Source organism: Paraburkholderia sp. EG286B, from assembly GCF_040965655.1.
GTDB lineage: Bacteria > Pseudomonadota > Gammaproteobacteria > Burkholderiales > Burkholderiaceae > Paraburkholderia.
Genome location: NZ_JBFRCF010000009.1, coordinates 66,437 through 86,925, shown reverse-complemented (window position 1 = coordinate 86,925; position 20,489 = coordinate 66,437). Strand labels below are relative to the sequence as shown.

Genomic DNA, 20,489 nt, shown 5'->3' with positions numbered 1-20,489 from the left:
CGCTTCAATGCAACTTGATGCGAGGGCTCGTCGACCGGCGCAGCCAGTTCGCCACAGTGTCGAGCGCCATGCGCCGGATGCCGTACAACGCCGCGACGTGCATGCGCTCAAGCGACGCGTACAGGCCGCGCGCAACCCAGCCGGCGACATACATGCCCTCACCGCTGCCTGCCACGAGGTTTCCGACCGCGCCGAACCGGCTCAGCGAAACCAGAGACCCAAAGTCGCGATACTTGAACTGTGGCAGCGTCTTGCCCTCGACCCGGCATGTGAGCGCTTCGACCATAAAAGCGGCCTGCTGATGCGCCGCCTGCGCGCGCGGCGGCACGCCGCCGCTTTTTCCCGGCCATTCGCAGGCTGCGCAGTCGCCGAGCGCGAAGACGTCGTTGTCGGTTTCGGACTGGAGCGTGTCGCGCACGACCAGTTGGCCGCGCCGATTGACGTTCAAACCGTCGAGAAGCGAAAGCACCGGCGGCGCCGTCACGCCGGCGGACCAGACCGTCAAGTCCGCGCGTATCCGCTGGCCGCTGCGCGTGAGCACGCAGCCGGGGAGCACCTGCGCGACGGACTCTCCCACCATCAACGTCACGCCCAGCTGGCCGAGACGTTCAGCCGTTGCGCGTGCCACGCGCTCGGGAAGCGCTGGCAGGATGCGCGGCCCCGCCTCTATAACGACGATGCCAACATCGTGCGTCGGGTCGAGATCGTGAAGTCCATATTGCGACAATTCGCAGGCGGCATCGCGCAGCTCCGCCGACAGTTCGACACCCGTTGCCCCAGCCCCGACGATGACTACCTGCATGCGCGGCGCGAGGGCGCCGTTCTCACTGCCGCGCGCCCCGCCGGCCCGCCTGCACGCCTCGATGAAGCGCCTGCGAAAGCGCTCGGCCTGGGCGACCGAGTCGAGCGCGATCGCATGACTGGCCGCGCCCTCCACACCGAAGTACTGAGTCGTGCTGCCGATCGCGACGACCAGCGTGTCGTAGTCGAGTGCGCGCTGCGGCAACAACTCGACACCCTGATCGTCATGCACGGCGCCGAGCATCACCTGCTTTGACGAACGCGAGAGCCCGACCAGTTCGCCCTGATGGAAATCGAATCCGTGCCAGCGAGCCTGGGCGGCATAGGAAAGCTCGTGGGAGGCCGGGCTCATGCTGCCCGCTGCCACCTTGTGCAGCAGGGGCTTCCAGACATGGGCGGGGTGGCGGTCGACCAGCGTGACGCAAACATTGCGCTCGCCTTGACGCTTGCGCAGGCCGAAGCGGTTGCTCAGACGGGTCGCCAGCTCGAGGCCTCCGGCCCCGCCGCCTACGATTACGATTCGATGCATTCAGGCACCTGCCTTTCCGTGGGTTCGATTTCGGTGCGCCGAACTGCGCCGGGCGGCGCAGTTCGAGACGCGGTCATACGGCGGCGCTGAAGTCCGCGATGCTCCGATAATCCGCACGATATGCGCATGCGCGAATGTGAGCGCCCATGTCGGCGGGGCGCGGCGCACGGGCAAAGCCATGGTCATGGATGAAGTTCGCCACGCGGGTGGCGACATGCAGCGAAGCTTCGAGAATCGATTGCTGCGGCGGATAGATCAATCCCTTCTCCAGGTCGGAGGCGGATACCTGTTCGGCTACTGCCTGCGCGGCAACGATGAACATTTCATCGGTCACGCGGGTGGCCTCGGTCGCGTAGATCGCCATGCCCAGTGCGGGGAAGATATACACATTGTTGCCTTGCCCCGGGACGAAGGTGCGGCCGTTGAACGTCACGGGCGCGAACGGACTGCCGCTCGCGAAAATCGCACGGCCATCGGACCAGCGATAAGCCTCCTCGGCCGTGCATTCGGAACGCGAGGTCGGGTTCGAGTAGGGGAAGATGATGGGCCGCTCGTTGAGCGCGCTCATGGCTTCGATCACGTCCTTGTCGAACAGGTGCGGCACGGTGCTCACGCCGATGATGCCTGTCGGGCGCAATGCCCGGATCGCGTCGACGAAGCGGTCGACCGGTGAGTGGTCGAGCGCGAAGGGGCGCTGGAAGTCGGCCAGATCGTCGCGCGAACGCACCAGCAGGCCGTTCGCATCGAACAGCGCCGTGCGTTGCAGCGCTTCTTCGCGCGACAGCCCCTCCTGCATCATGGCCTGCGTGATCAGCCCCGCGATGCCGGTTGCCGCGGCGCCTGCGCCGAGGAAGAGGAAGCGCTGTTCCGAGAGCTTCTGGCCGGTGATGCGCAGGCCGCCGTAGATGCCGGCGAGGGCGATCGCGGCTGTGCCTTGAATGTCGTCGTTGTATGTGCAGATGCGGTCCCGGTAACGGGCGAGCAGCGAGACCGCGTTGAAGTTCGCAAAATCTTCCCACTGAATACAGCACTTCGGAAAGCGCGCCTGGACCGCTTCGACGAATTCCGCCAGGAAGGCGTCGTATGCTTCGCCGCGTACGCGCTCACGGCGCAGGCCGAGATACAGCGGGTCGTCCAGCAGGGCCTGGTTGTTCGTCCCGACGTCGAGCATGACCGGCAGGCAGGCTTCCGGTGGGACACCCGCGCAGGCGGTATAGAGCGCGAGCTTCCCGATCGGAATGCCCATGCCGCCGACGCCCAGGTCGCCCAGTCCCAGGATGCGCTCGCCATCCGTCACCACGATGAAGCGAACGTCTTCGACCGTCCAGTTGGCGAGTAGTTCGTCGACACGGCCGCGTGCCGTGATGGGGAGGTATACGCCTCGCGTCGCACGAAAGATATGGTCGAACTTCTGACACGCCTCGCCCACGGTCGGGGTGTAGACGATCGGCATGAACTGTGCGGGATCGGACATGACCGTCGCATAGAACAACGTTTCGTTGCGGGCCTGCAGATCGGACAGCAAGAGGTACTTCTGAAGGTCGTTGTCCAGTGCTGCGACTTCGGCCTTGACTCGCGCGACTTGCCGGTCCAGCGGCAGCACCGCGGGGGGGCAACAGCCCCTCGAGCCCAAAGCGGCGGCGCTCCTCTTCGCTAAAGGACGTGCCCCGGTTGCTGCGGGGATCTCGAAGGATTTGACGTGCGGTCCGTGTGTTACTCGTGCTCATAACATGCTCCACAGTTTTTCACATGACATCGGCGGCAGCCGCCCGCAAGCGCGCGGTTGTTACGCCCCAGGCACTGTCCGGTTGGTGGTTGCCTGCTTTCGGGACTCATTCTTGTTCCCCTGAGGCAGGTTGTCCATATCTCCCGATTTACAAATGAAATCTGCTTGAAGTCACCGATTAACAAACGCGTCCGGCAAGCGGTTTTGACGTTACAAAGGATTGCGAAGTAATTTGATGGAATTGTGCTTCGCCTGAGCCGGGTGGCAAAAACAGGAGACATTTTCGCAATCGTTACGACTGAAACCGCTCACGTGCCGCGTTGAAATGATTTGCTAACCGTCGGAGAAAAAACTCTGCGTTCACCCCATCGTCAAGGAAGGCCCAATGCTCGTGAAATTTCATTTTCTTTCTCGGCGGAACTGGGAACGGCGGCGTCGGTCAACGCCTCGCCGTATCGCACTCGACATTCGAACTGACTGAACCAGACATTGCGGACACCCATTCATGAACGCCATTGTCCTCGTTGCGCTGCGCCGTCCATTGACCTTCGTGGTGATGAGCATACTCATCATCCTCGGGGGGCTATCGGCAATCAGCAAGACACCCACAGATATCTTTCCTGCCATCCGCATTCCCGTTGTCGCGGTCGTGTGGACCTATACCGGGCTGATGCCGCAAGACATGTCCGGGCGCGTGGCGTACTACTACGAACGCGCGCTGACCGCCACAGTCGACAATATCGAACACATTGAGAGCCAGTCGCTCTATGGGCGCGCCGTCGTGAAGATCTTCTTCCAGCCCGGCACCGACATCGACGCGGCGCAGGCGCAGGTGGCCTCGATCTCACAAACCGTGCTCAAGCAGATGCCCGCGGGCATTACGCCGCCGCAGGTCCTGTCGTACAGTGCCTCATCCGTGCCGGTGCTCGATCTGCAGGTGTCGGCGTCGAACATGACTGCCGCCCAGGTCTACGACATGGCATCGAACCTGATCCGGCCCGCGCTGGTGTCGGTGCCCGGCACGTCGATCCCGAGCCCGTATGGCGGTGCGCCGCTGTACGTGGAGGTCGATCTCAATCAGGCGGAGCTGCTCGCGCATGGCCTTTCCGCCGCGGACGTAGCCGCGGCGCTGAGCCACGAGAACGTCGTGCTGCCGGCGGGTGACCAGAAGATCGGCGCGCTCGATTTCATGGTGGAGACCAACTCCACGCCGGTTGCGGTATCGACGTTCAACAACCTGCCGATCAAGACCGTCAATGGCGCCACGGTCTACCTGCATGATGTCGCCTATGTCCACCGCGGTCCCTCGCCGCAGATGAACGCCGTGCTCGTCAAGGGCAAGCAGTCGGTGCTCATCGAAATCCTGAAGAGCGGCAATGCTTCGACGCTCGCGGTGGTGGCCGGCGTCAAGAAGGCGCTGCCCGCCATCGAGCGGACGCTGCCGCCCGGCGTGAAGATCACGCCGCTGAACGACGCATCGGGCTTCGTGAGCGACTCGATTCGTGAGGTCGTGCAGGAAATGTTGACGGCCGCAGTCCTCACAGGCATGACCGTGCTTCTGTTTCTCGGAAACTGGCGTGCGACGATCATCGTGGCGACTTCCATTCCGCTTGCGATCCTCTGCTCGGTGATCATGCTGCACCTGACCGGGCAGACCATCAACGTGATGACACTAGGTGGCCTGGCGCTCGCGGTGGGGATTCTCGTCGACGATGCCACCGTCATGATCGAGAACATCGACTCGCACCTCGAGTCCGGCGCGGAACTCGAACCCGGGATCATTGCTGCCGCGAACCAGATCGTGATGCCCACGCTGGTGGCGACACTCTGCATCTGCATTGTCTGGCTGCCGATGTTCCAGCTTGGCGGCATCTCCGGCTACCTGTTCCGGCCGCTTGCGGAAGCCATCATCTACGCGATGATCGCTTCGTTCATCCTCTCGCGTACGCTCGTGCCCACCATGGCTGCGTGGCTGCTTCGCGGCCAGGCACATGGTCACGGCGGCGACCACGGCGATCCCGGCTTCTTCAAGCGTTTCCAGCGCGGCTTCGAGCGACGCTTTACGAGGTTCCGAGAGCGATACCGGGTGGTCCTCACGGGCGTGGTGCACCATCGGCGGCGCTTTGTGCCGGTGTTCGTCGCGTGCACCGTCGCCTCGATGTGCCTGATCGCATTCCTCGGCCGTGACTTCTTTCCGGGCATCAAGTCCGGTGAGATCGCGATGCACATGCGCGCGCCGGTCGGCACGCGCCTTGAAGACGCAAGCCGCAATGCGGTGCTCGTGAACCAGACGATCCGGCAGATGCTGCCGGGCCAGGTGACCAACCTGGTCGACAACTGCGGGCTGCCGGCGAGCGGGATCAATGAAGCCTACAGCGCAGACGGCACCATCGGGCCGCAGGACTGCGACATCGACATCGGCTTAAAGAATGACGCGTCGCCCGTGGACGATTACCGGTTCAAGCTGCGTCGCGAACTGCCAAAGCTCTTCCCTGGCACCGAATTCTCGTTCCTGCCGGGAGATATCACGGCGAAGATCCTCAACTTCGGATTGCCCGCGCCCATCGACGTGCAGATTTCGGGCCGGGGGCAAGCGGCCAACATGGCGTATGCACAACAGCTCGCAGCCCGTTTCAGGAAGATCCCCGGGACCGCCGACGTGCGCATCCAGCAGGCCTTCAATGAACCGACGCTGCTCGTTGCCGCCGACCGCTCCTTTGCTTCGGGCATGAATCTTTCGGAGTCCGATGTCGCCAACAATGCGCTCGCGACGCTCTCGGGCAGCGGCCAGACCGCGCCGACTTACTGGCTCGACACGGCGAGCGGCGTTTCGCACCTCGTCAACATGCAGACGCCCCAGGACCAGCTCACCTCGATGAACGATCTCGAGACGATCCCGATCGACCAGGGCAAGGGCGCACCGAGCGGCAACCGCATGGAACTGCTGGGGGCGCTTGGCCACATCAGCCAGACGGGCACGCCGCTGCTGGTGTCGCATTACAACATCCTTCCCGTGGTGGATATCTACGTCAGCAATCAGCGACGCGACCTGGGCGCCGTGTACGACGACGTTCAGCAGGCCATTCACGAGCTGGCGCCGCAACTGCCGCATGGCGCGAGCATCCATGTGCGCGGCCAGGCAACGACGATGATGAGCGCCTACCTCGAGCTGATTGGCGGCCTGGCCGTCTCGGTGCTGCTCGTGTATCTGGTGATTGTCGTCAATTTCCAGTCGTGGCTCGATCCGTTCATCATCATCACGGCGTTGCCCGGCGCGCTTGCCGGCATCGTCTGGAGTCTGTTCCTCACGCACACGCGCCTTTCGGTTCCAGCGCTCACCGGGGCCATCATGTGCATGGGCACCGCTACCGCCAACTCGATCCTCGTCGTCTCGTTCGCCCGCGAGCGTCTGGCTGCGCACGGCAACGCCGTCGCGGCCGCGATCGAAGCGGGCTACGCACGGATCCGTCCGGTCATCATGACGGCGCTCGCAATGATCATCGGCATGCTGCCCATGTCCTTCAGCAATTCGCAGAACGCCCCGCTCGGCAGGGCCGTAATCGGCGGCTTGCTGGTCGCCACGTTTGCCACTTTGCTATTTGTTCCCTGCGTCTTTGCCATCATGCATCGCAACGACAAGAAAGCCACGGAGTCTCATCAATGAACGTACATCGCGAGGTAGAGCTGGAGGCCCAGGCTCCGAGCCGTACCCGACCCAAGCTGATCGCGGCGGTCGCCGCCTTGATACTGGGAGGGCTGGTGATCCACGGGATCGTCGAACGCCACGACAACGTGGCAGATCTGCAGAACGTCGCTGACCAGGACGCCATTGCCCCCGTTCAGGTGACCTCCCCGGCCGCGGGGCCGGCGACGCGTTCGGTTACGCTGCCGGGCAACGTCAAGGCGTGGTACACCGCGCCGATCTATGCGCAGGTATCGGGCTACGTGCACAAGTGGTACGTGGATTACGGGGCGTTCGTGAAGGCCGGCACGTTGCTCGCCGCGATCGACGCGCCGACCGTCGATGCGCAATACCAGGCCGCGCTCGCGAAGCTGGCGGTCGCGAAGACGAACAGCGTGCTCGCCGACGTCACCGCCACGCGCTGGAAGGCGCTTTCCGGTACCGAAGCCGTGTCGCAGGAGGATGTCGACATCAAGGTGGCCGATGCCGCCGCGAAGAAGGCGCAGGTACAAGCCGCCCAGGACGAGGTGCAGCGCGACCTCGCGCTGACGAAGTTCGAGCGCATCGTAGCGCCCTTCGACGGCATCGTGACCGCGCGCAATACCGACATCGGCAATTACGTGAGTCCCGCGGGGGGCGATGTCAGTTCGCACGGCGCGGCGGCCGAACTGTATTCGGTGGCCGACGTGCACGCCATGCGCATCTTCGTTTCGGTACCCCAGGATTATGCAGCGATGCTGAACGCGGGGCTCCACGCCACGTTTACGGTGCCGCAGTATCCGGGGCGCGTATTCGATGCACAGCTCGTGACCACAGCCAACGCATTCGATCCACAGACGAGAACCGTGGTGGCCGAACTGGTCGCACAGAATCCCGAGCATCTGCTGTGGCCCGGCACCTATGCAACGGTGCACTTCGAGGTTCCCTCGGACAAGAACGTCCTCGTCATTCCCGAGCAGGCGTTGCTGTTCCGCGATCAGGGCATGCAGGTCGCGCTCGTCGATTCGCACGACAGGGTCCATCTCCAGAACGTGAAGCTCGGACTCAACCTCGGTCAGGACGTGCAGGTCGTGTCGGGCCTCAAGCCCGACGATCGCGTGATCGTCAGTCCGTCCGCCGGGATACTCGAAGGTCAGCAGGTGCGCATCGTGAGCGGCGTGCCGGGCATCGGGCCGGGCAACGCGGCTGGAACCCCCCAGGGGCAACCGCAGGCGCCAGTGCAAGCGCATGCCGACAATGCGGGGAACAATTCAAAATGAAATCTCCAATCAAGATCGCACTGCGCCGGGCTGGCGTACTGCTGGCGCTCGTCGCACCGCTCGCCGCATGCAGTCTCGCGCCGACCTACAGCCCGCCCAAAACGGTGCTGCCCGACAGCTACCAGGGGACCGGACCGTTCGTGCTCGCGCGGCCCGGCGATCAGCTTTCGCGGGGACCCTGGTGGGAAGTTTTCAAGGACCCGCAACTCGACACCCTGGAACGCGAGCTGGATGCTTCGAATCCGACACTGCGCGCCGAGCAGGAAACGTATACGCAGGCGCGCGACGTCGTGGCCGAGGCCCGTTCGCAACTGTTCCCCCAGTTGAGCGCGCAGGCGTTCGCGACGGACAACGGCTTGTCGAAGCACGCGCTCTTTCACAGTGCCAGTTCCGGATCGCCGCTCGAAGAGTCTTCACTGGGATATGGCGCGGCCGCGACCTGGGAGCCTGACCTGTGGGGCGAGATCCGTAACCGGACGAACTATGCGAAGGCCAACGCCCAGGCTGCCGCGGCCATGGTCGCCTCGGCGCGGCTTAGCCTCGAGATGGAACTGGCGGACGACTACGTGAAGCTGCGAGGTCTGGACGAGCAGCACGTGATCTATACGAACACGGTCCGGTCGTACAACGAGGCCGTCAAGCTCACTTCGCTGCGCTACAACCGGCAGATCAGTCCGGGCCTCGACGTTGAGCGGGCGCGCAACCAGCTGGCCGCCGCGCAGGCCGCCGATACGGAGATCGAGGCGCAGCGCGCCGTGCTCGAGCATGCGATCGCGGTGCTGGCGGGCGCCAATCCGTCGACGTTCACCTTGGCGCCCGATGGGCTTGCGCATCTGAGCACGCCGGTCGTTCCGGTTGGCGTGCCCTCTGCACTGCTGCAACGGCGCCCGGACATCGCGGCGGCGGAGCGCAGGATGTCTGCGGCCAATGCAGCGGTGGGCGTGGCGCGTGCCGCGTTCTACCCCAATATCGATCTGGCCGCCAGCTTCGGCTTCGAGGACAACGGGCTTGCACTCGCGGCGCTGCCGGAAAGTCTGTGGTCGGTAGGCGCTTCGGCGATGTTGCCGCTGTTCGAGGGCGGCTCGCGTCGGGCAGAGCTTCAGCAAAGCTGGTCCACCGTGCACCAGGCGGCCGACAACTATCGTGCGACCGTGCTGGATGCATTCCGGCAGGTCGAAGATGAACTCGCGCTCACTGACAAGCTCGCGACGGAGTACGGACAACAACGCGACGCGGTCACCGCGGCGTTGAAGGTCCAGACGATCGCGATGGAGCTATACACGAGCGGCCTCGACAACTATCTGAACGTGACCGTGGCGCAGGTCGCGGCGCTCAACGCGGAGTTGTCGGCGGCGAAGGTGCATGCAAGGCGGCTGCAGGCGGCGGTCGACCTGGTCGGCGCGTTGGGGGGCGGCTGGACGGCGGCGGCGCTGCCGACGCCGCAGGAGACCGTCCCGTTTTCGCCGCTCGCGCTGCGTTCGTCGGCGGGCGAGGCCTCCCAAACTCCGACGCCTCGTTAAGTTCACCCCCGGGGGGAGGCGCCTTCCGTCCGCCGGGGTCCGCCAGCGCAAGCGTTCGAACCGGACGCGAATACTCGCGCGCAAGGTGAAACGTGTAGCAAGCGCTATCGACGACGGTGCAGTTAAGCACGACGAGATACGACGGCGCTTGCCGTCAATGGAATTGATCACGTTCGCTTCAAACGGCGGAAGAGGAAGCGTTGCAAGACGACAAGGCAGTGACAACGCCGGGTTCGTCGCGAGCGTCGCGACATATGTGAGCGACAGCCAGCGATCGAAGTTCTTCAGCGCGACGCCGTTCAACAAACGGCTAGCAGCGACGTATATCGAGAAGCAATTTCACTGTTGGCCAACGCGCGGCGACGTCACACCCCTGGGGTGTTGCGCCGCAGAGAACGCGCCCCCTGACGCGCGACGAACACGAACGCGATCCCGATGGTGCTGCCGAGCACTACGTCAATGAGGCGTGCATCCGCGCAGAACCAGGCGTGGCCTGAAATGACGATCGCGGCCGCATGCATCGCACACCGCACGCCGAACGCAACCACGTACCGATGGAAAGCAACGAGTTCCAGCGCGATCGCAATCTCCACCGCATTGGCAAGCGGGTGGCTATGCGGCAAAAGCATCGCCACCAGCACGCCGGCCGGCACACCGACAATGGTCCCCGCCAATCGGTCACGCCACTTTGAGCGCGCCGATTTCCAATCGCCTGTCACAACGCTGAAGGCCGACCAGACGAACCACTCCTGATAGGGCATCGGATGCCATGCCACCAAGGCCGACGCCAATCCCACCCCGAGCACCCCGGCAACGATCGCCTCACGCCGCCCCGGTGAAGGCGGCTCGCTGATCAGCCGTAGCGCCAACCAGCCGTGCTCTGAGCGGGGTTCACGCTGCATGGCGTAGCTGACGATCGAGGCAACAATGACGGGCAGCGTTGCGGCCAGCGCATAGGGCATGGCCTCTATGCCGGCGTTCAGATACGCATGGCCATGCGCCTCGCGCGCCGTTTCGCAGCCGAAGTACATGACTGGAATAAAGGCAAAAAAACCGGTCCAACGCATCTCGCTGCCGCCGGCGAGCAAGCTCGCGCATGCGGCCGCAAGCACCACCGAAACGCCGATATACGCGGCGGGCGTGCCATAAGAGGCGGTCACTGCGACGAAGGCCACGCCAATCGCGAGCGCGTAGAGCACGGCACCAAGCGGCGCGAGACGTCCGCGCTCTACCGCCACAAACGCAGACACGGTGATGACCGGTACGCTCAACCATTCGGCGTCGCCCGTCACCCGTTCGACGATGAAGATCGGCGCGAGCAACGCGGCTGCGCGCAACAACATATTCCAGTTAATCAAGCGACTCAGCATTTCCCGACGAATTTCTATAGCGATGGGAGTGCCGCCAGGCGTCCGTTGAACCGGTCGCCGCAACGGTACCTTGCAAACGGAATCGGTACCCTGCCGCGTGCCAGACGTGACTGACCGCGCGCGGCGGGCCCCGAAATGACGGTCGAGAATTACACCGGGAGCATGATCGTGAAGCTGCGTTTTGCGCTGCTTCGCGCGCCCACGTTCCTGGATTGCGAGCTTGTCTCTGCCGCGCCCCCTCGATCCGGATGCCTGCCTGCGCCTTTGACATATACCGCCGTAAGACTGAAAGGAATGTCGGCATTGGGCGTGCCGACCGTCGAAGGCGGCGCCGCAACGGCGATCAATCAGCCCATGCATGCCGTGCGTGGGCGTGTCGCGGATTCGTTGCGTCTCGACTGCAGTCGATGGGTGTATTTCAGCAAGCGGCGATTACTCGAGAGTTTCAGTTTCCGGCTGGATCAATTTCAATTGAAACGGTCTCGCATGTAATGGAATCGGTATATAGCCTGATCCGAAAGAAACTTATTCGGAACGTGGGGTTAATGCCAGTTTTTTGGCTGCTTAGTCTCACCGCTTTTGTGTGGATTCTCCTGTCGGGGATCTGTGATACTAGGAAAAGAAGTGAAAAGTTCTATTCGACGGAACATCGGGCCAATCGCACTGATGCTCACTGGTTTAGGCTCGATCATCGGTTCGGGCTGGCTGTTTGGTGCATGGAAGGCCGCGAAAATCGCGGGTCCGGCGGCTATCTGTGCCTGGCTCATCGGCGCCGTGGTGATCCTGGCCATTGCGTTGACGTACGCGGAACTTGGCGCGATGTTCCCCGAGTCCGGCGGCACGGTGCGCTACGCCCGCTATTCGCATGGCGCGCTCGTCGGCTTCGTCAGCGCGTGGGCCAACTGGATCGCAATGGTGTCGGTGATTCCGGTCGAGGCCGAAGCTTCGATCCAGTATATGAGCACCTGGCCCTACGAGTGGGCGCACCGATTACTCGTAGACGGATCGCTGACGTCAACCGGTATCTTTCTCTCGGCGCTGCTCGTCGTCATCTACTTCATGCTGAACTATTGGGGCGTAAGGGTGTTCGCGCGAGCCAATTCAGCGATCACGATCTTCAAATTTCTCGTGCCGGGTGCAACGATCCTCGGCTTGATGCTGACGGGCTTTCACAAGGCAAACTTCGGCACGATTGGCAGTTTCGCACCGTTCGGATGGCCAGCGGTGTTCACGGCGGTCGCTACGAGCGGCATTGTATTCAGCTTCAATGGTTTCCAGAGCCCGATCAACCTGGCGGGTGAAGCGCGCAATCCGGCGAAGAGCGTGCCATTCGCCGTGATCGGCTCGATCCTGCTCGCACTGGTCATCTACGTGTTGCTGCAAGTCGCCTATATCGGCGCCGTCAACCCCTCCGATGTCGCGAAAGGCTGGAATCACTTCGACTTCGCGTCGCCGTTCGCGGAACTGGCGATCGCGCTGAATCTGAACTGGTTGGCAGTCCTGCTGTACGTCGATGCATTCGTCAGTCCGAGCGGCACCGGTACGACCTACATGGCGACAACGACGCGCATGATATACGCAATGGAGCGCAATCACACGATGCCAAAGATGTTCGGAAACGTGCACCCGTTCTACGGCGTGCCGCGGCAGGCCATGTGGTTCAATTTGTTCGTCTCGTTCATTTTCCTGTTCTTTTTCCGCGGCTGGGGGACCCTGTCCGCGGTGATCTCCGTCGCGACAGTCGTCTCCTTTCTCACGGGCCCGATCAGCCTGATGGCGCTGCGCCGTGCGGCCAGGGATCTGGCTCGTCCGCTGCGCTTACCGTTCATGAATGTGATCGCACCATTCGCATTCGTCTGTGCATCGCTCGTTCTCTATTGGGCGAAGTGGCCGCTGACTGGGGAAATCATCCTGCTAATGGTCGTCGCACTGCCCGTGTACTTCTATTTTCAGGCCAAGTCGGGCTTTAGCGGATGGGGCCGCGATCTGAAAGCGGCGTGGTGGCTGATAGCCTATCTGCCGGCAATGGCGGTTCTGTCGCTGATCGGCAGCAAGGATTTCGGCGGTCTCGGCGTACTGCCCTACGGATGGGACATGCTGGTCGTGATTGCCTGTGCGCTAGTCTTCTACTACTGGGGTGTGAGTGCGGGTTATCGTACCGAATACCTCGACGAGCGCGAACACCATGGCGACGTGGACGCTTCCGCAAATATTGCGGATCGCGTGTCTGGTTAAGCGTCGCCAGGAGATCAGTTAAAGAGAAAAGCGGTTGCAGTGGCGGTATTGGTAAGCGAAGGAGAGCAGCATCCTGAAACAAGGTGCTCTCGTTCGCTGCCGCCTCGTTCACTGGTGCATCGCGGGAATATCACTCTCATGGCTGCGGAGTCCGCGGACGGATTTCGGGCCTGTCATGGCGACCTCAATCCGCCATCCTCGCTTTACAGGAGGGCGCCCCGCTAGTCTGGAAAGCTTTTGGACTCTCGATATATCCGACTGACAGGGCAATTCGAGTCCTTCGGGGATCAAGCGTCTAATTGGATCAGACATTTCCAGAAACGCTATTAATTGAAAACAGCCTTGTCGGGCCGAGGATTGAGCTGCAACGTCCATACGCGATGCATGGAAAACATACAACAGCGCTTAAAGAAAGTTGCCCGGAAAAATTACGGCGAACTATTCTCCCGATGACGGTTTACCCGTTCTGTCTCGGTGAAGCGTTGATCGAGTCGAAAAGTAATTAATCATGGTCAGGACGAAAATGAAGAAAGTCGCAATTTCCGGTGCTGTAGGCGCACTTTTCACTGTTGCAGCGTCATCGGTATTCGCACAGAGTTCAGTCACGCTCTACGGGTTGGTCGACAACGCTATTCGGTATCAAACGAATGCGGCCCCGGGCGGTGGTGATCAGGTCTCCATGACCTCGGGCCCGGAAACTCACAGCCGTTGGGGCTTGAGGGGCTCCGAAGACTTGGGGGATGGCCTCTCCGCCGTCTTCCGCCTGGAAAACGGATTCGAAGCATTTAATGGACAGCTCCACGAGGCTAACACGCTGTTCAGCCGGCAGGCCTACGTGGGGCTGTCCAGCAACAGGTGGGGCGCGCTGACCTTTGGTAAGCAATACGCGCCCGCTTACGATACCCTGGGCGATGTCTTCGACCCGTTGACGGTTGGCAACTACTGGCAAAACAGCTGGATGTACAACGGTATCGGCAGTTATCTGGAAGTCAACAACTCGGTCAAGTATAGGGGCACCTTCAACAACCTGGCGATCGATGCCATTTACGGCTTCGGAAACCAGCCAGGCGCAGTGGGTCTCGGCGCGACCTATGCCGTGGAATTAACGTACACGTATGGCCCCGCCATGCTGAACGCCGGCTTCCAGCAGGTCTCCGTGCCGACGTCTGCAACCGGCTCATCGGTTGGCAACAATACCGGCAGCGTAATCAATGGCGGTAAGACGAATTTCTTCCACATCAGTGGCGCGTATCAAGTCAACCACGATGTCCGCCTGCTCGCAGGATGGCTGCATGGGCAGGACCAGACTGGATTGACCGACTACAACATGCAGCAAGGTGGCGCGCCGACATTGCATGGTTACAGCCCTAACCGGATCGACGACACCTATTATGTCGGTGCCAACTGGCAAGCTACCGCTCCGCTGCTGTTCACGTTTGCGTACTACTACGGCAAGACACGCAATGCGCTTCTGCTCGATGGTAACCTCGGAAGGGGTGTGAACCAGTCAGCCAGTATTCTCGCCGAGTACTCATTCTCGAAGCAAACGGAAATCTATGCGATTACCGACTGGGCGCGCGGCAGCGGTGCCTTTGCTGCTGACTATCCGGGCGCGGTCGATTCAGCCAACGTTCCGACCAACACGATTGGCCGCACGAACCAACTGGGCGTCGCAATGGGGCTTCGCAAGATGTTCTAGAATTTCATGTACGCCTCCGGGCGTTCCCCGCGTCAGCGAGACTGGCCGGCGCAATTGCGTGGACGTATACTTCCTTTGCGGACCTCGTACATTCCCGGCGGTCTTGAGCCGATCATCTTGTTTGGGATACTGAGTAACGGCCACCAAAGATCTGGTGGCCTATCGTTAGTGGGCACATTGTGTTTGCGTCGGCAAACTCAATGTGCCGTGGTCGCAGTAATCCAGAGTGGCAAATAGTTTGCGCGAACCGTCGAGGCGGGTGCGAGATTTTTAAATCCATGTCGAAAGAGTCGTTGCGAAGCCCGTCATCTGACACGCACCCCCAAGCGGTGACACCGCAGATAGCGATCGAACCAATACGTTATGCCGTGAAACGCGAACGCCTGACGCAAGCACAGAGGAGAGAGTAGACGCGGGAGCGCCTGCTTTCGGCCGCCCGAGAGATTCGTCGAAGAAGAGGGTGGCACGCGGGTAGTTGAGGGCGCGCGCTATCGCTCATTACAGCCAATATCTCCGAGATCACGACTGCTTCGCACTTTGGATCGAGACCAGGCTACTCGCGCGCAGAGACGCCACATTTCAAAAACACATTAGCGCCTGCAGGCATGGAAAGCGGGATCAGGTCAGCACGTACATCCGGCGCTGTTTCGCGGTGCGACGGCAGCCCATTTCCCCTGCAGGTGGACGCCCTCGCTCTCGCCCTGGTAAGCCTGTGCGACGGCGTGCAGTTCTCCATAATGAGCGTGCCCCAGGAAATGAGCGAGGCAGTAATACAGGAAGTGCTCGCCGTTTTTTCATGCGCATTGCCCGGCAGCCCGAAGGGACGCAGACGGCCGTCATGAGGCATTGACGCAGTGACTTTCGAGTATGGGTTTCGAAAGAAGCAGGCCGAAAATCACGATATTCCCCCGGGGGGACGCTTAACGCAGTTGGCGGAAAGCTGGCTGCCCCGGGCCAGACACCACGTAGGCACCGCAAAGGGCGTCTACTCGCTTTCCTCACTATTACGACTTCAAGTCGACGTTGAACGGCATGGGATAACGGTAGCCGTCCGCGCACCCGCACAGTGCAGCGCTTGGCTTGAACTTAGTGGTATTCGTAAATCTGAGCAGAGTACGACGAAAGCCGAACGTCGTGCGGCGAACCCGCATCCGACGAAGCGTTCGTGGCTCCGCCATAACCGCTCGAATTACCGTTCGTTGCGGCAACCTTGGCTTCTGCGGCCTGAATGTCTGCCGGATAGTTGGGGTCTTCGCCACGGGCTGGGTTGTAGCCGGCTTTTTCAAGCTGGACCAACTCGGCGCGAACTTGCGCACGGGTGATCTGGCCATTCGACTGGGCGAACGAGGTAAGCGGTGCGACGAGAGCAAGTGCGACGGCAACGATCTGAATCAGCAATTTCATGGTTAACTCAATCCCATTGGTTTTCGTGGGCGGCCAAGCAATGCGTCGGCGCCCCATAAAAGTCTAAGCTGAAGAGTGAGTTCTGGTTAACCGTCAACTGCAGATAGCATTATTCCGGAATCAAACAGAGTCATGTCCCCGAGGTATTCCATTTGCGTTCTGCCCGTCGGCCTGATGCCCGCTGCCGAAACCAAAATGGTGTCACTCAGTTATCCAGAGCATTGGACGCGCCATCTGCCCGATCGCATACCGCGTTTTCGCCGTGGCAAGCAACTCGAAGCAGCAGGCTTCGTAACAGTTCGCGTTCACGCTCGTCGATTCCGCTAAGGAATCTTTCCTCACTGTCGCGCAAGACGGCAGGCACACGATCCGCGAGCGCGGCGCCCGCGCTGGTCAGCGAAAGCCGCACCGTACGGCGGTCGTCTGCGCACCGATGGCTCGTGATCAGATTCTTCCTTTCCAGCACGGGAACCAGGCGGGAGATATGGCTGCCGTCCCAGTCGAGGCGCCGGGCCAGTTCCGTGCAGCTGACAGGGCGAGAGCCGGCTAGACAGAGCATGGCGCGCGCATGCGAAAATGAAACGCCAAGTGCGTGCTGGAGGTCATCGGTGAGCGCACGACTGAGGCTCCTGTGTACCCGGAACACCAGCATGAGGGCATCGCCGCAATCCGGGTGCACTTGTGCGGCAGCCAGGGTTTGCGGCATCGCCCCGGTCAGGGGCGTACCGAAAGCAGTCCGCAGGATCGTCGTCATGGGTGATCAGCCAGAAGGGCATCCGCCTTGGCGTTGTAGCCACCGCCAAGCGACTTCGTGAGCGCGATGTTCTGGCTCAGCCGCTGCGCGTCGATATCGAGCAAGGCGATGCGCTCAAGCACGACCGCCTGGCGCGCGTCTGTGACCGCGAGGCGGCTCGCAACGCCGCTTTGGTACTGCGCCTGCGCGCTCGCTTCGGCGAACGATACCGCCTCGATCTTCTGCGTCTGCAGGTTCGTCTCCTCTTCGAGGTCCTGCAGCCTGTTGCCCGTCACAGCCACGTCGCGTACCGCATCGAGCACGGACTGGTTGTACTGCTCGATCAGCGCATTGCGCGCATTGCGCGCGGCATCAAGGTTTGCATTGAGGCGGCCGCCCTCGAAGATCGGCAGATACAGCCCCGGGATCAGGTTGATCTGCTGGCTCGCATGCGTGAACAGGTCGGAGAGATGCAGCGCATTCACGCCAAAGAAAGCCTTGATGTCGAAGCTCGGGTAGAACGCTGCCCTGGCGGCGTCGATGCGGTCGAACGAGGACTGCACGTACCAGCGCATGGCCTGGAGATCCGGGCGGCGAGCCAGCAGCTCGTACGACAGGGTAGGCGGCAAGCTGGCCTGCGGCAGGGGCAACGGCATGGGCCGAATCTGCGGGAGATCGTCTGGCCCCGCGCCGAGCAGCGCGCGCAGCGATTCGCGCAACTGCATGATCCGGGCCTGAGCCGCCACGATCTGACGCTGCGTCGCCAGCAGATGCGCACGAGCGAGTTCAGTCTGCGTTTTGGGCTCGAGGCCGCGTGCTGCGCGGGCGGCGTGAGCGTCGACAGAAAACGCCGCCTCGTCCTGTAGCTGGTCGAGCAGGTCGACGAGCCGGGATGTCGTCTGGATACCGTAATAAAGTTGCGCCACATCGGTGGACAGTTCGAGTTCCACGGCCACCAGTTCGGCGCGCCGCGCGTTGCTCACGCCCATCGCGGCTTGCACCTGGGCGCGCTGCTTGCCCCAGATGTCGACGCTCAGGCTGGCGCCGAGGCCGACAATGCCTTCCGTGTACCACGGCCCCGTGGCGCCAATTAGCGGCTGGTCGCCCGAGTACGCGCCGAGGAACCCGTTGGACGACACGTGCTGGCGATCTATGGCTCCTAGCGCCGCGATCTGGAGATTGGTGCCCGCCCGTACCAGATCGATGTCCGACTTCGCCTGAGCGACGCGCGTGCGCGCGATCAGGATCGACGGCGAGGAAGCCAACGCGCGCTCGATGAGAGCGTCCAGCTGCGGGTCCGCGTACGCTCTCCACCATGGACCGGCGGGCCAGTCCCCGTGCGCGAGCTGGATGTCGCTGGCGAGACGGATCTGCTCCGCGGCGACAGGCGCCGGGGCTTTGCTGGCTTCGTGGACCAATGCGCAAGCGGACAAGGCGCAGGCCACGGCGGCGCTTGCGCCCCAGCGCAGACAGCGGGACACAACGGAAACAGAGGATACGGTCATGCTTGCGATGCGTGGGTAGTGAAGGCGCGGTCTGACGAAGCCACGCCCCAGTGGGGCAGCGTCGAAATCTGCGCGGCCAGTTTTGCGGCGCCTGCGACGATGCGCTCATCGGCGCTGTGCGGTTCGGCGATCGGCGCGGGAACGACGAGCGCGGGCGCGCGTACCGATCCAGGCCGGGCAGTCAGGTCGTCTGCGTAGCCTTCCAGCGAGGCGGCACTCGTTTCGCCGAACTGCGTCGGGGTACCCAGGCCGCCTGGTGTCTGTATGGGCAGCGCGCGCCACTCTGCTTCGAATGCGTCGCTTGCCAGCAGGATCTCGCGGGTCTGCGCGAGCACTGCCTGCATGTGTAGCTGGAACATCTCGTGTTGCGCTTCGCCCGGCTGCCAGCCGGGTTCCAGCGCGACACGGGCCGCCATTGCCTCGCAATCGGCGTGTTCGGCCCACAGCAGGGCGGGAATCGCGTCTTGCGGTTGCCGCAGGCGCGCCGCGATGCGGCGCAGCAGGCGCGCGACACGCTGGCGCAGCGCCTCGCCTTCCGCCTCGGGCCACAGCGACGCGTGGATGACTGCGGAGATGGCCACACCCAGCAGAATGCCGAGCATGCGGTCGCGGATTTCTGTGAGATCGGTGGTCGGCCCGAACTGCTCGAGCAGGGCGAGTGCAAACGTGAACATGAGCTGGGTGCCCGCATAGCTGATGTGCTCCGATCCGGCAGCCAGCCACGCGCCGAGCGCGATCACGGGCAGTGAGATTAGCAGCAAGCCGGTCAGCCCGTCGATGTTCGGTACCACCCAGATCACCATGGCGAGCGCGAGCAGGCTGCCCGCGGCGGCTCCCGCAATACGCAATATCGCGCGCCGGCCCGTCGCGCCCAGGCTCGGCTGCGCCACGATCAGCGCCGTCAGCATGACGGTGTGAATGCCCTGCCAGTCCGTGGCGCGGTAAAAGAGGTAGCCCAGCAATGCCGCAAACAACGTCTTCAGTGCGAATTGCGCATACACGGGATTGGAAAAGGCGTCTTGCACGAGCATCCGCTCTTTCTCCGCGGGCGACTCGGCCGGCTCCGGCGCTGCGCTGCGGTCGGCGAAGGCCCGCAGGGCATTGCCGATTTCGAACAGCGCGCCGGGCAGGGGCGCGGCGCGGGAAACGGGCGCCGCGCCGGCGAATACGAAGCGCTCGCCCGTGCGGATGGACTCCGCGAGACGCGCGCAACCGTCGCGCAGCGCGGGGACGATTCCGGCTCCGGCATTCCCGGCGCTGCCGTCCAGATGCGCCGCCGCTGTGAACAGTCGCGAGACGGTCGCCACACGGGCCAGGTGAAAGGCCGGTCGGCGCCTGAACTCCGGATCGCGCATCGTCGAAAAGCGCAGCAGTTTCTGCAGCGTGAGCGCGGCGTTCTGGACGCGGCCCGCGTTGGGGCGGGCCACCGAAGTGTCGCCGCGTTCGAGCGCTGCGAGGAGCCCGTCGACCGCCTCAATTTGACCTAGCATCGCGTCTTCGAGCTGGCGCGCGGGCTCCGCGGGCAGGAACAGGGTGTTGATCACGAGCGTGACGGCAATGGCGTAGGTGTTGGCGACCCACACCCATAGTGAGACGCGAACCAGCGCCTCGGCCTGGTCGGTCAAATCGACGAACGACTGTACGTAGATGACGACGATGCCGACCAGCATGAACGCGGCGCCGACCTTCGCCACGCGCATCAGGTAAGCGCTTGCGAAGAACAGGGCCGCCGAAATCACGATGCGCAGCAGCGGGAAGTCGTACGTCAGCTTGAGCACGACAATCATGCAGCCGATGCCGAGCGTCGTGCCGAGAATAAACAGGATGCCGATCAGGCGCGTCATCACCACATTCGACTGCGTCACGAAAAACACCGCGATGAGAGAGAGCGCGAGAAACGGCACCTGCAACGCCATGGACACGGTGATCACGATTGCGCTGGCCAGCATGCAACGCAGCATCAAGTTCGCCCTTCCCGGGTAGGCGCGAACCTCCTCCGCCAGGAAGCGGGCGAGTCGCGCGAAAC

The 20,489-nt window shown here is 62.7% G+C and carries 13 protein-coding genes; 6 read left to right on the top strand and 7 right to left on the bottom strand.

The annotated features are described in order from the left end of the window. Positions 1-4 precede the first annotated feature (4 nt). Together AB4Y42_RS20640 and AB4Y42_RS20635 are read right to left on the bottom strand one after the other, a co-directional pair. Complete coding sequence (locus AB4Y42_RS20640; RefSeq protein WP_368695174.1) at positions 5-1,330, bottom strand: NAD(P)/FAD-dependent oxidoreductase; 1,326 nt, start codon at positions 1,328-1,330, stop codon at positions 5-7. Positions 1,331-1,403: 73 nt separating this feature from the next. After that, positions 1,404-2,933 (bottom strand): NAD-dependent malic enzyme, encoded by a 1,530-nt coding sequence (locus AB4Y42_RS20635; RefSeq protein WP_368695173.1) that lies wholly within the window; start codon positions 2,931-2,933, stop codon positions 1,404-1,406. 628 nt (positions 2,934-3,561) lie between these two features. On the opposite strand from AB4Y42_RS20635, the gene AB4Y42_RS20630 reads away from it, so the two are divergent. Genes AB4Y42_RS20630 through AB4Y42_RS20620 form a run of 3 tightly spaced genes read left to right on the top strand, consistent with a single transcriptional unit; the run spans position 3,562 to position 9,517 of the window. After that, positions 3,562-6,720, top strand: a complete 3,159-nt coding sequence (locus tag AB4Y42_RS20630) for an efflux RND transporter permease subunit (RefSeq protein ID WP_368695172.1) — start codon at positions 3,562-3,564, stop codon at positions 6,718-6,720. Then, complete coding sequence (locus AB4Y42_RS20625) at positions 6,717-7,997, top strand: efflux RND transporter periplasmic adaptor subunit (protein ID WP_368695171.1); 1,281 nt, start codon at positions 6,717-6,719, stop codon at positions 7,995-7,997. Before AB4Y42_RS20630 ends, AB4Y42_RS20625 begins: the two co-directional genes overlap by 4 nt. Then, positions 7,994-9,517 carry an efflux transporter outer membrane subunit gene (locus tag AB4Y42_RS20620; protein WP_368695170.1) on the top strand — a complete coding sequence of 508 codons (1,524 nt, stop codon included), beginning with the start codon at positions 7,994-7,996 and terminating at the stop codon, positions 9,515-9,517. Before AB4Y42_RS20625 ends, AB4Y42_RS20620 begins: the two co-directional genes overlap by 4 nt. 365 nt (positions 9,518-9,882) lie before the next feature. Here AB4Y42_RS20620 and AB4Y42_RS20615 read toward each other — a convergent pair whose 3' ends face one another. After that, on the bottom strand, positions 9,883-10,875 hold the full coding sequence (locus tag AB4Y42_RS20615; RefSeq protein ID WP_368695169.1) for an FUSC family protein: 993 nt from the start codon (positions 10,873-10,875) through the stop codon (positions 9,883-9,885). Positions 10,876-11,022: 147 nt separating this feature from the next. Here AB4Y42_RS20615 and AB4Y42_RS20610 point away from each other — a divergent pair, with 147 nt between their 5' ends. The 3 genes from AB4Y42_RS20610 to AB4Y42_RS20600 all read left to right on the top strand — a co-directional run bounded on the left by AB4Y42_RS20610 (position 11,023) and on the right by AB4Y42_RS20600 (position 14,821). Further along, positions 11,023-11,379 carry a hypothetical protein gene (locus AB4Y42_RS20610; protein WP_368695168.1) on the top strand — a complete coding sequence of 119 codons (357 nt, stop codon included), beginning with the start codon at positions 11,023-11,025 and terminating at the stop codon, positions 11,377-11,379. 132 nt (positions 11,380-11,511) lie between these two features. Continuing rightward, on the top strand, positions 11,512-13,122 hold the full coding sequence (locus AB4Y42_RS20605) for an APC family permease (RefSeq protein WP_368692069.1): 1,611 nt from the start codon (positions 11,512-11,514) through the stop codon (positions 13,120-13,122). Between the two features lie 523 nt (positions 13,123-13,645). Then, positions 13,646-14,821 (top strand): porin, encoded by a 1,176-nt coding sequence (locus AB4Y42_RS20600; protein ID WP_368695167.1) that lies wholly within the window; start codon positions 13,646-13,648, stop codon positions 14,819-14,821. A 1,086-nt stretch (positions 14,822-15,907) separates the two neighbouring features. Here the strand turns inward: AB4Y42_RS20600 and AB4Y42_RS20595 are convergent. The 4 genes from AB4Y42_RS20595 to AB4Y42_RS20580 form a co-directional block, all read right to left on the bottom strand. Next, positions 15,908-16,225, bottom strand: a complete 318-nt coding sequence (locus tag AB4Y42_RS20595; protein ID WP_368695166.1) for a DUF4148 domain-containing protein — start codon at positions 16,223-16,225, stop codon at positions 15,908-15,910. A 205-nt stretch (positions 16,226-16,430) separates the two neighbouring features. Beyond that, positions 16,431-16,979, bottom strand: a complete 549-nt coding sequence (locus tag AB4Y42_RS20590; RefSeq protein WP_368695165.1) for a MarR family winged helix-turn-helix transcriptional regulator — start codon at positions 16,977-16,979, stop codon at positions 16,431-16,433. Next, positions 16,976-18,463, bottom strand: coding sequence for an MdtP family multidrug efflux transporter outer membrane subunit (locus tag AB4Y42_RS20585; RefSeq protein ID WP_368695164.1), 1,488 nt, complete (start codon positions 18,461-18,463; stop codon positions 16,976-16,978). Before AB4Y42_RS20585 ends, AB4Y42_RS20590 begins: the two co-directional genes overlap by 4 nt. Further along, positions 18,460-20,412, bottom strand: a complete 1,953-nt coding sequence (locus AB4Y42_RS20580) for an FUSC family protein (protein WP_368695163.1) — start codon at positions 20,410-20,412, stop codon at positions 18,460-18,462. The genes AB4Y42_RS20585 and AB4Y42_RS20580 overlap by 4 nt, the downstream gene beginning before the upstream one ends. Positions 20,413-20,489 lie beyond the last annotated feature (77 nt).

Excerpts from the sequence above, each read along its gene's own strand:
- AB4Y42_RS20640 (WP_368695174.1), bottom strand. The coding sequence starts at position 1,330 with ATGCATCGAATCGTAATCGTAGGCGGCGGGGCCGGAGGCCTCGAGCTG.
- AB4Y42_RS20630 (WP_368695172.1), top strand. The coding sequence starts at position 3,562 with ATGAACGCCATTGTCCTCGTTGCGCTGCGCCGTCCATTGACCTTCGTG.
- AB4Y42_RS20625 (WP_368695171.1), top strand. The coding sequence starts at position 6,717 with ATGAACGTACATCGCGAGGTAGAGCTGGAGGCCCAGGCTCCGAGCCGT.
- AB4Y42_RS20620 (WP_368695170.1), top strand. The coding sequence starts at position 7,994 with ATGAAATCTCCAATCAAGATCGCACTGCGCCGGGCTGGCGTACTGCTG.
- AB4Y42_RS20610 (WP_368695168.1), top strand. The coding sequence starts at position 11,023 with ATGACGGTCGAGAATTACACCGGGAGCATGATCGTGAAGCTGCGTTTT.
- AB4Y42_RS20600 (WP_368695167.1), top strand. The coding sequence starts at position 13,646 with ATGAAGAAAGTCGCAATTTCCGGTGCTGTAGGCGCACTTTTCACTGTT.
- AB4Y42_RS20595 (WP_368695166.1), bottom strand. The coding sequence starts at position 16,225 with ATGAAATTGCTGATTCAGATCGTTGCCGTCGCACTTGCTCTCGTCGCA.
- AB4Y42_RS20590 (WP_368695165.1), bottom strand. The coding sequence starts at position 16,979 with ATGACGACGATCCTGCGGACTGCTTTCGGTACGCCCCTGACCGGGGCG.
- AB4Y42_RS20585 (WP_368695164.1), bottom strand. The coding sequence starts at position 18,463 with ATGACCGTATCCTCTGTTTCCGTTGTGTCCCGCTGTCTGCGCTGGGGC.
- AB4Y42_RS20580 (WP_368695163.1), bottom strand. The coding sequence starts at position 20,412 with ATGCTGGCCAGCGCAATCGTGATCACCGTGTCCATGGCGTTGCAGGTG.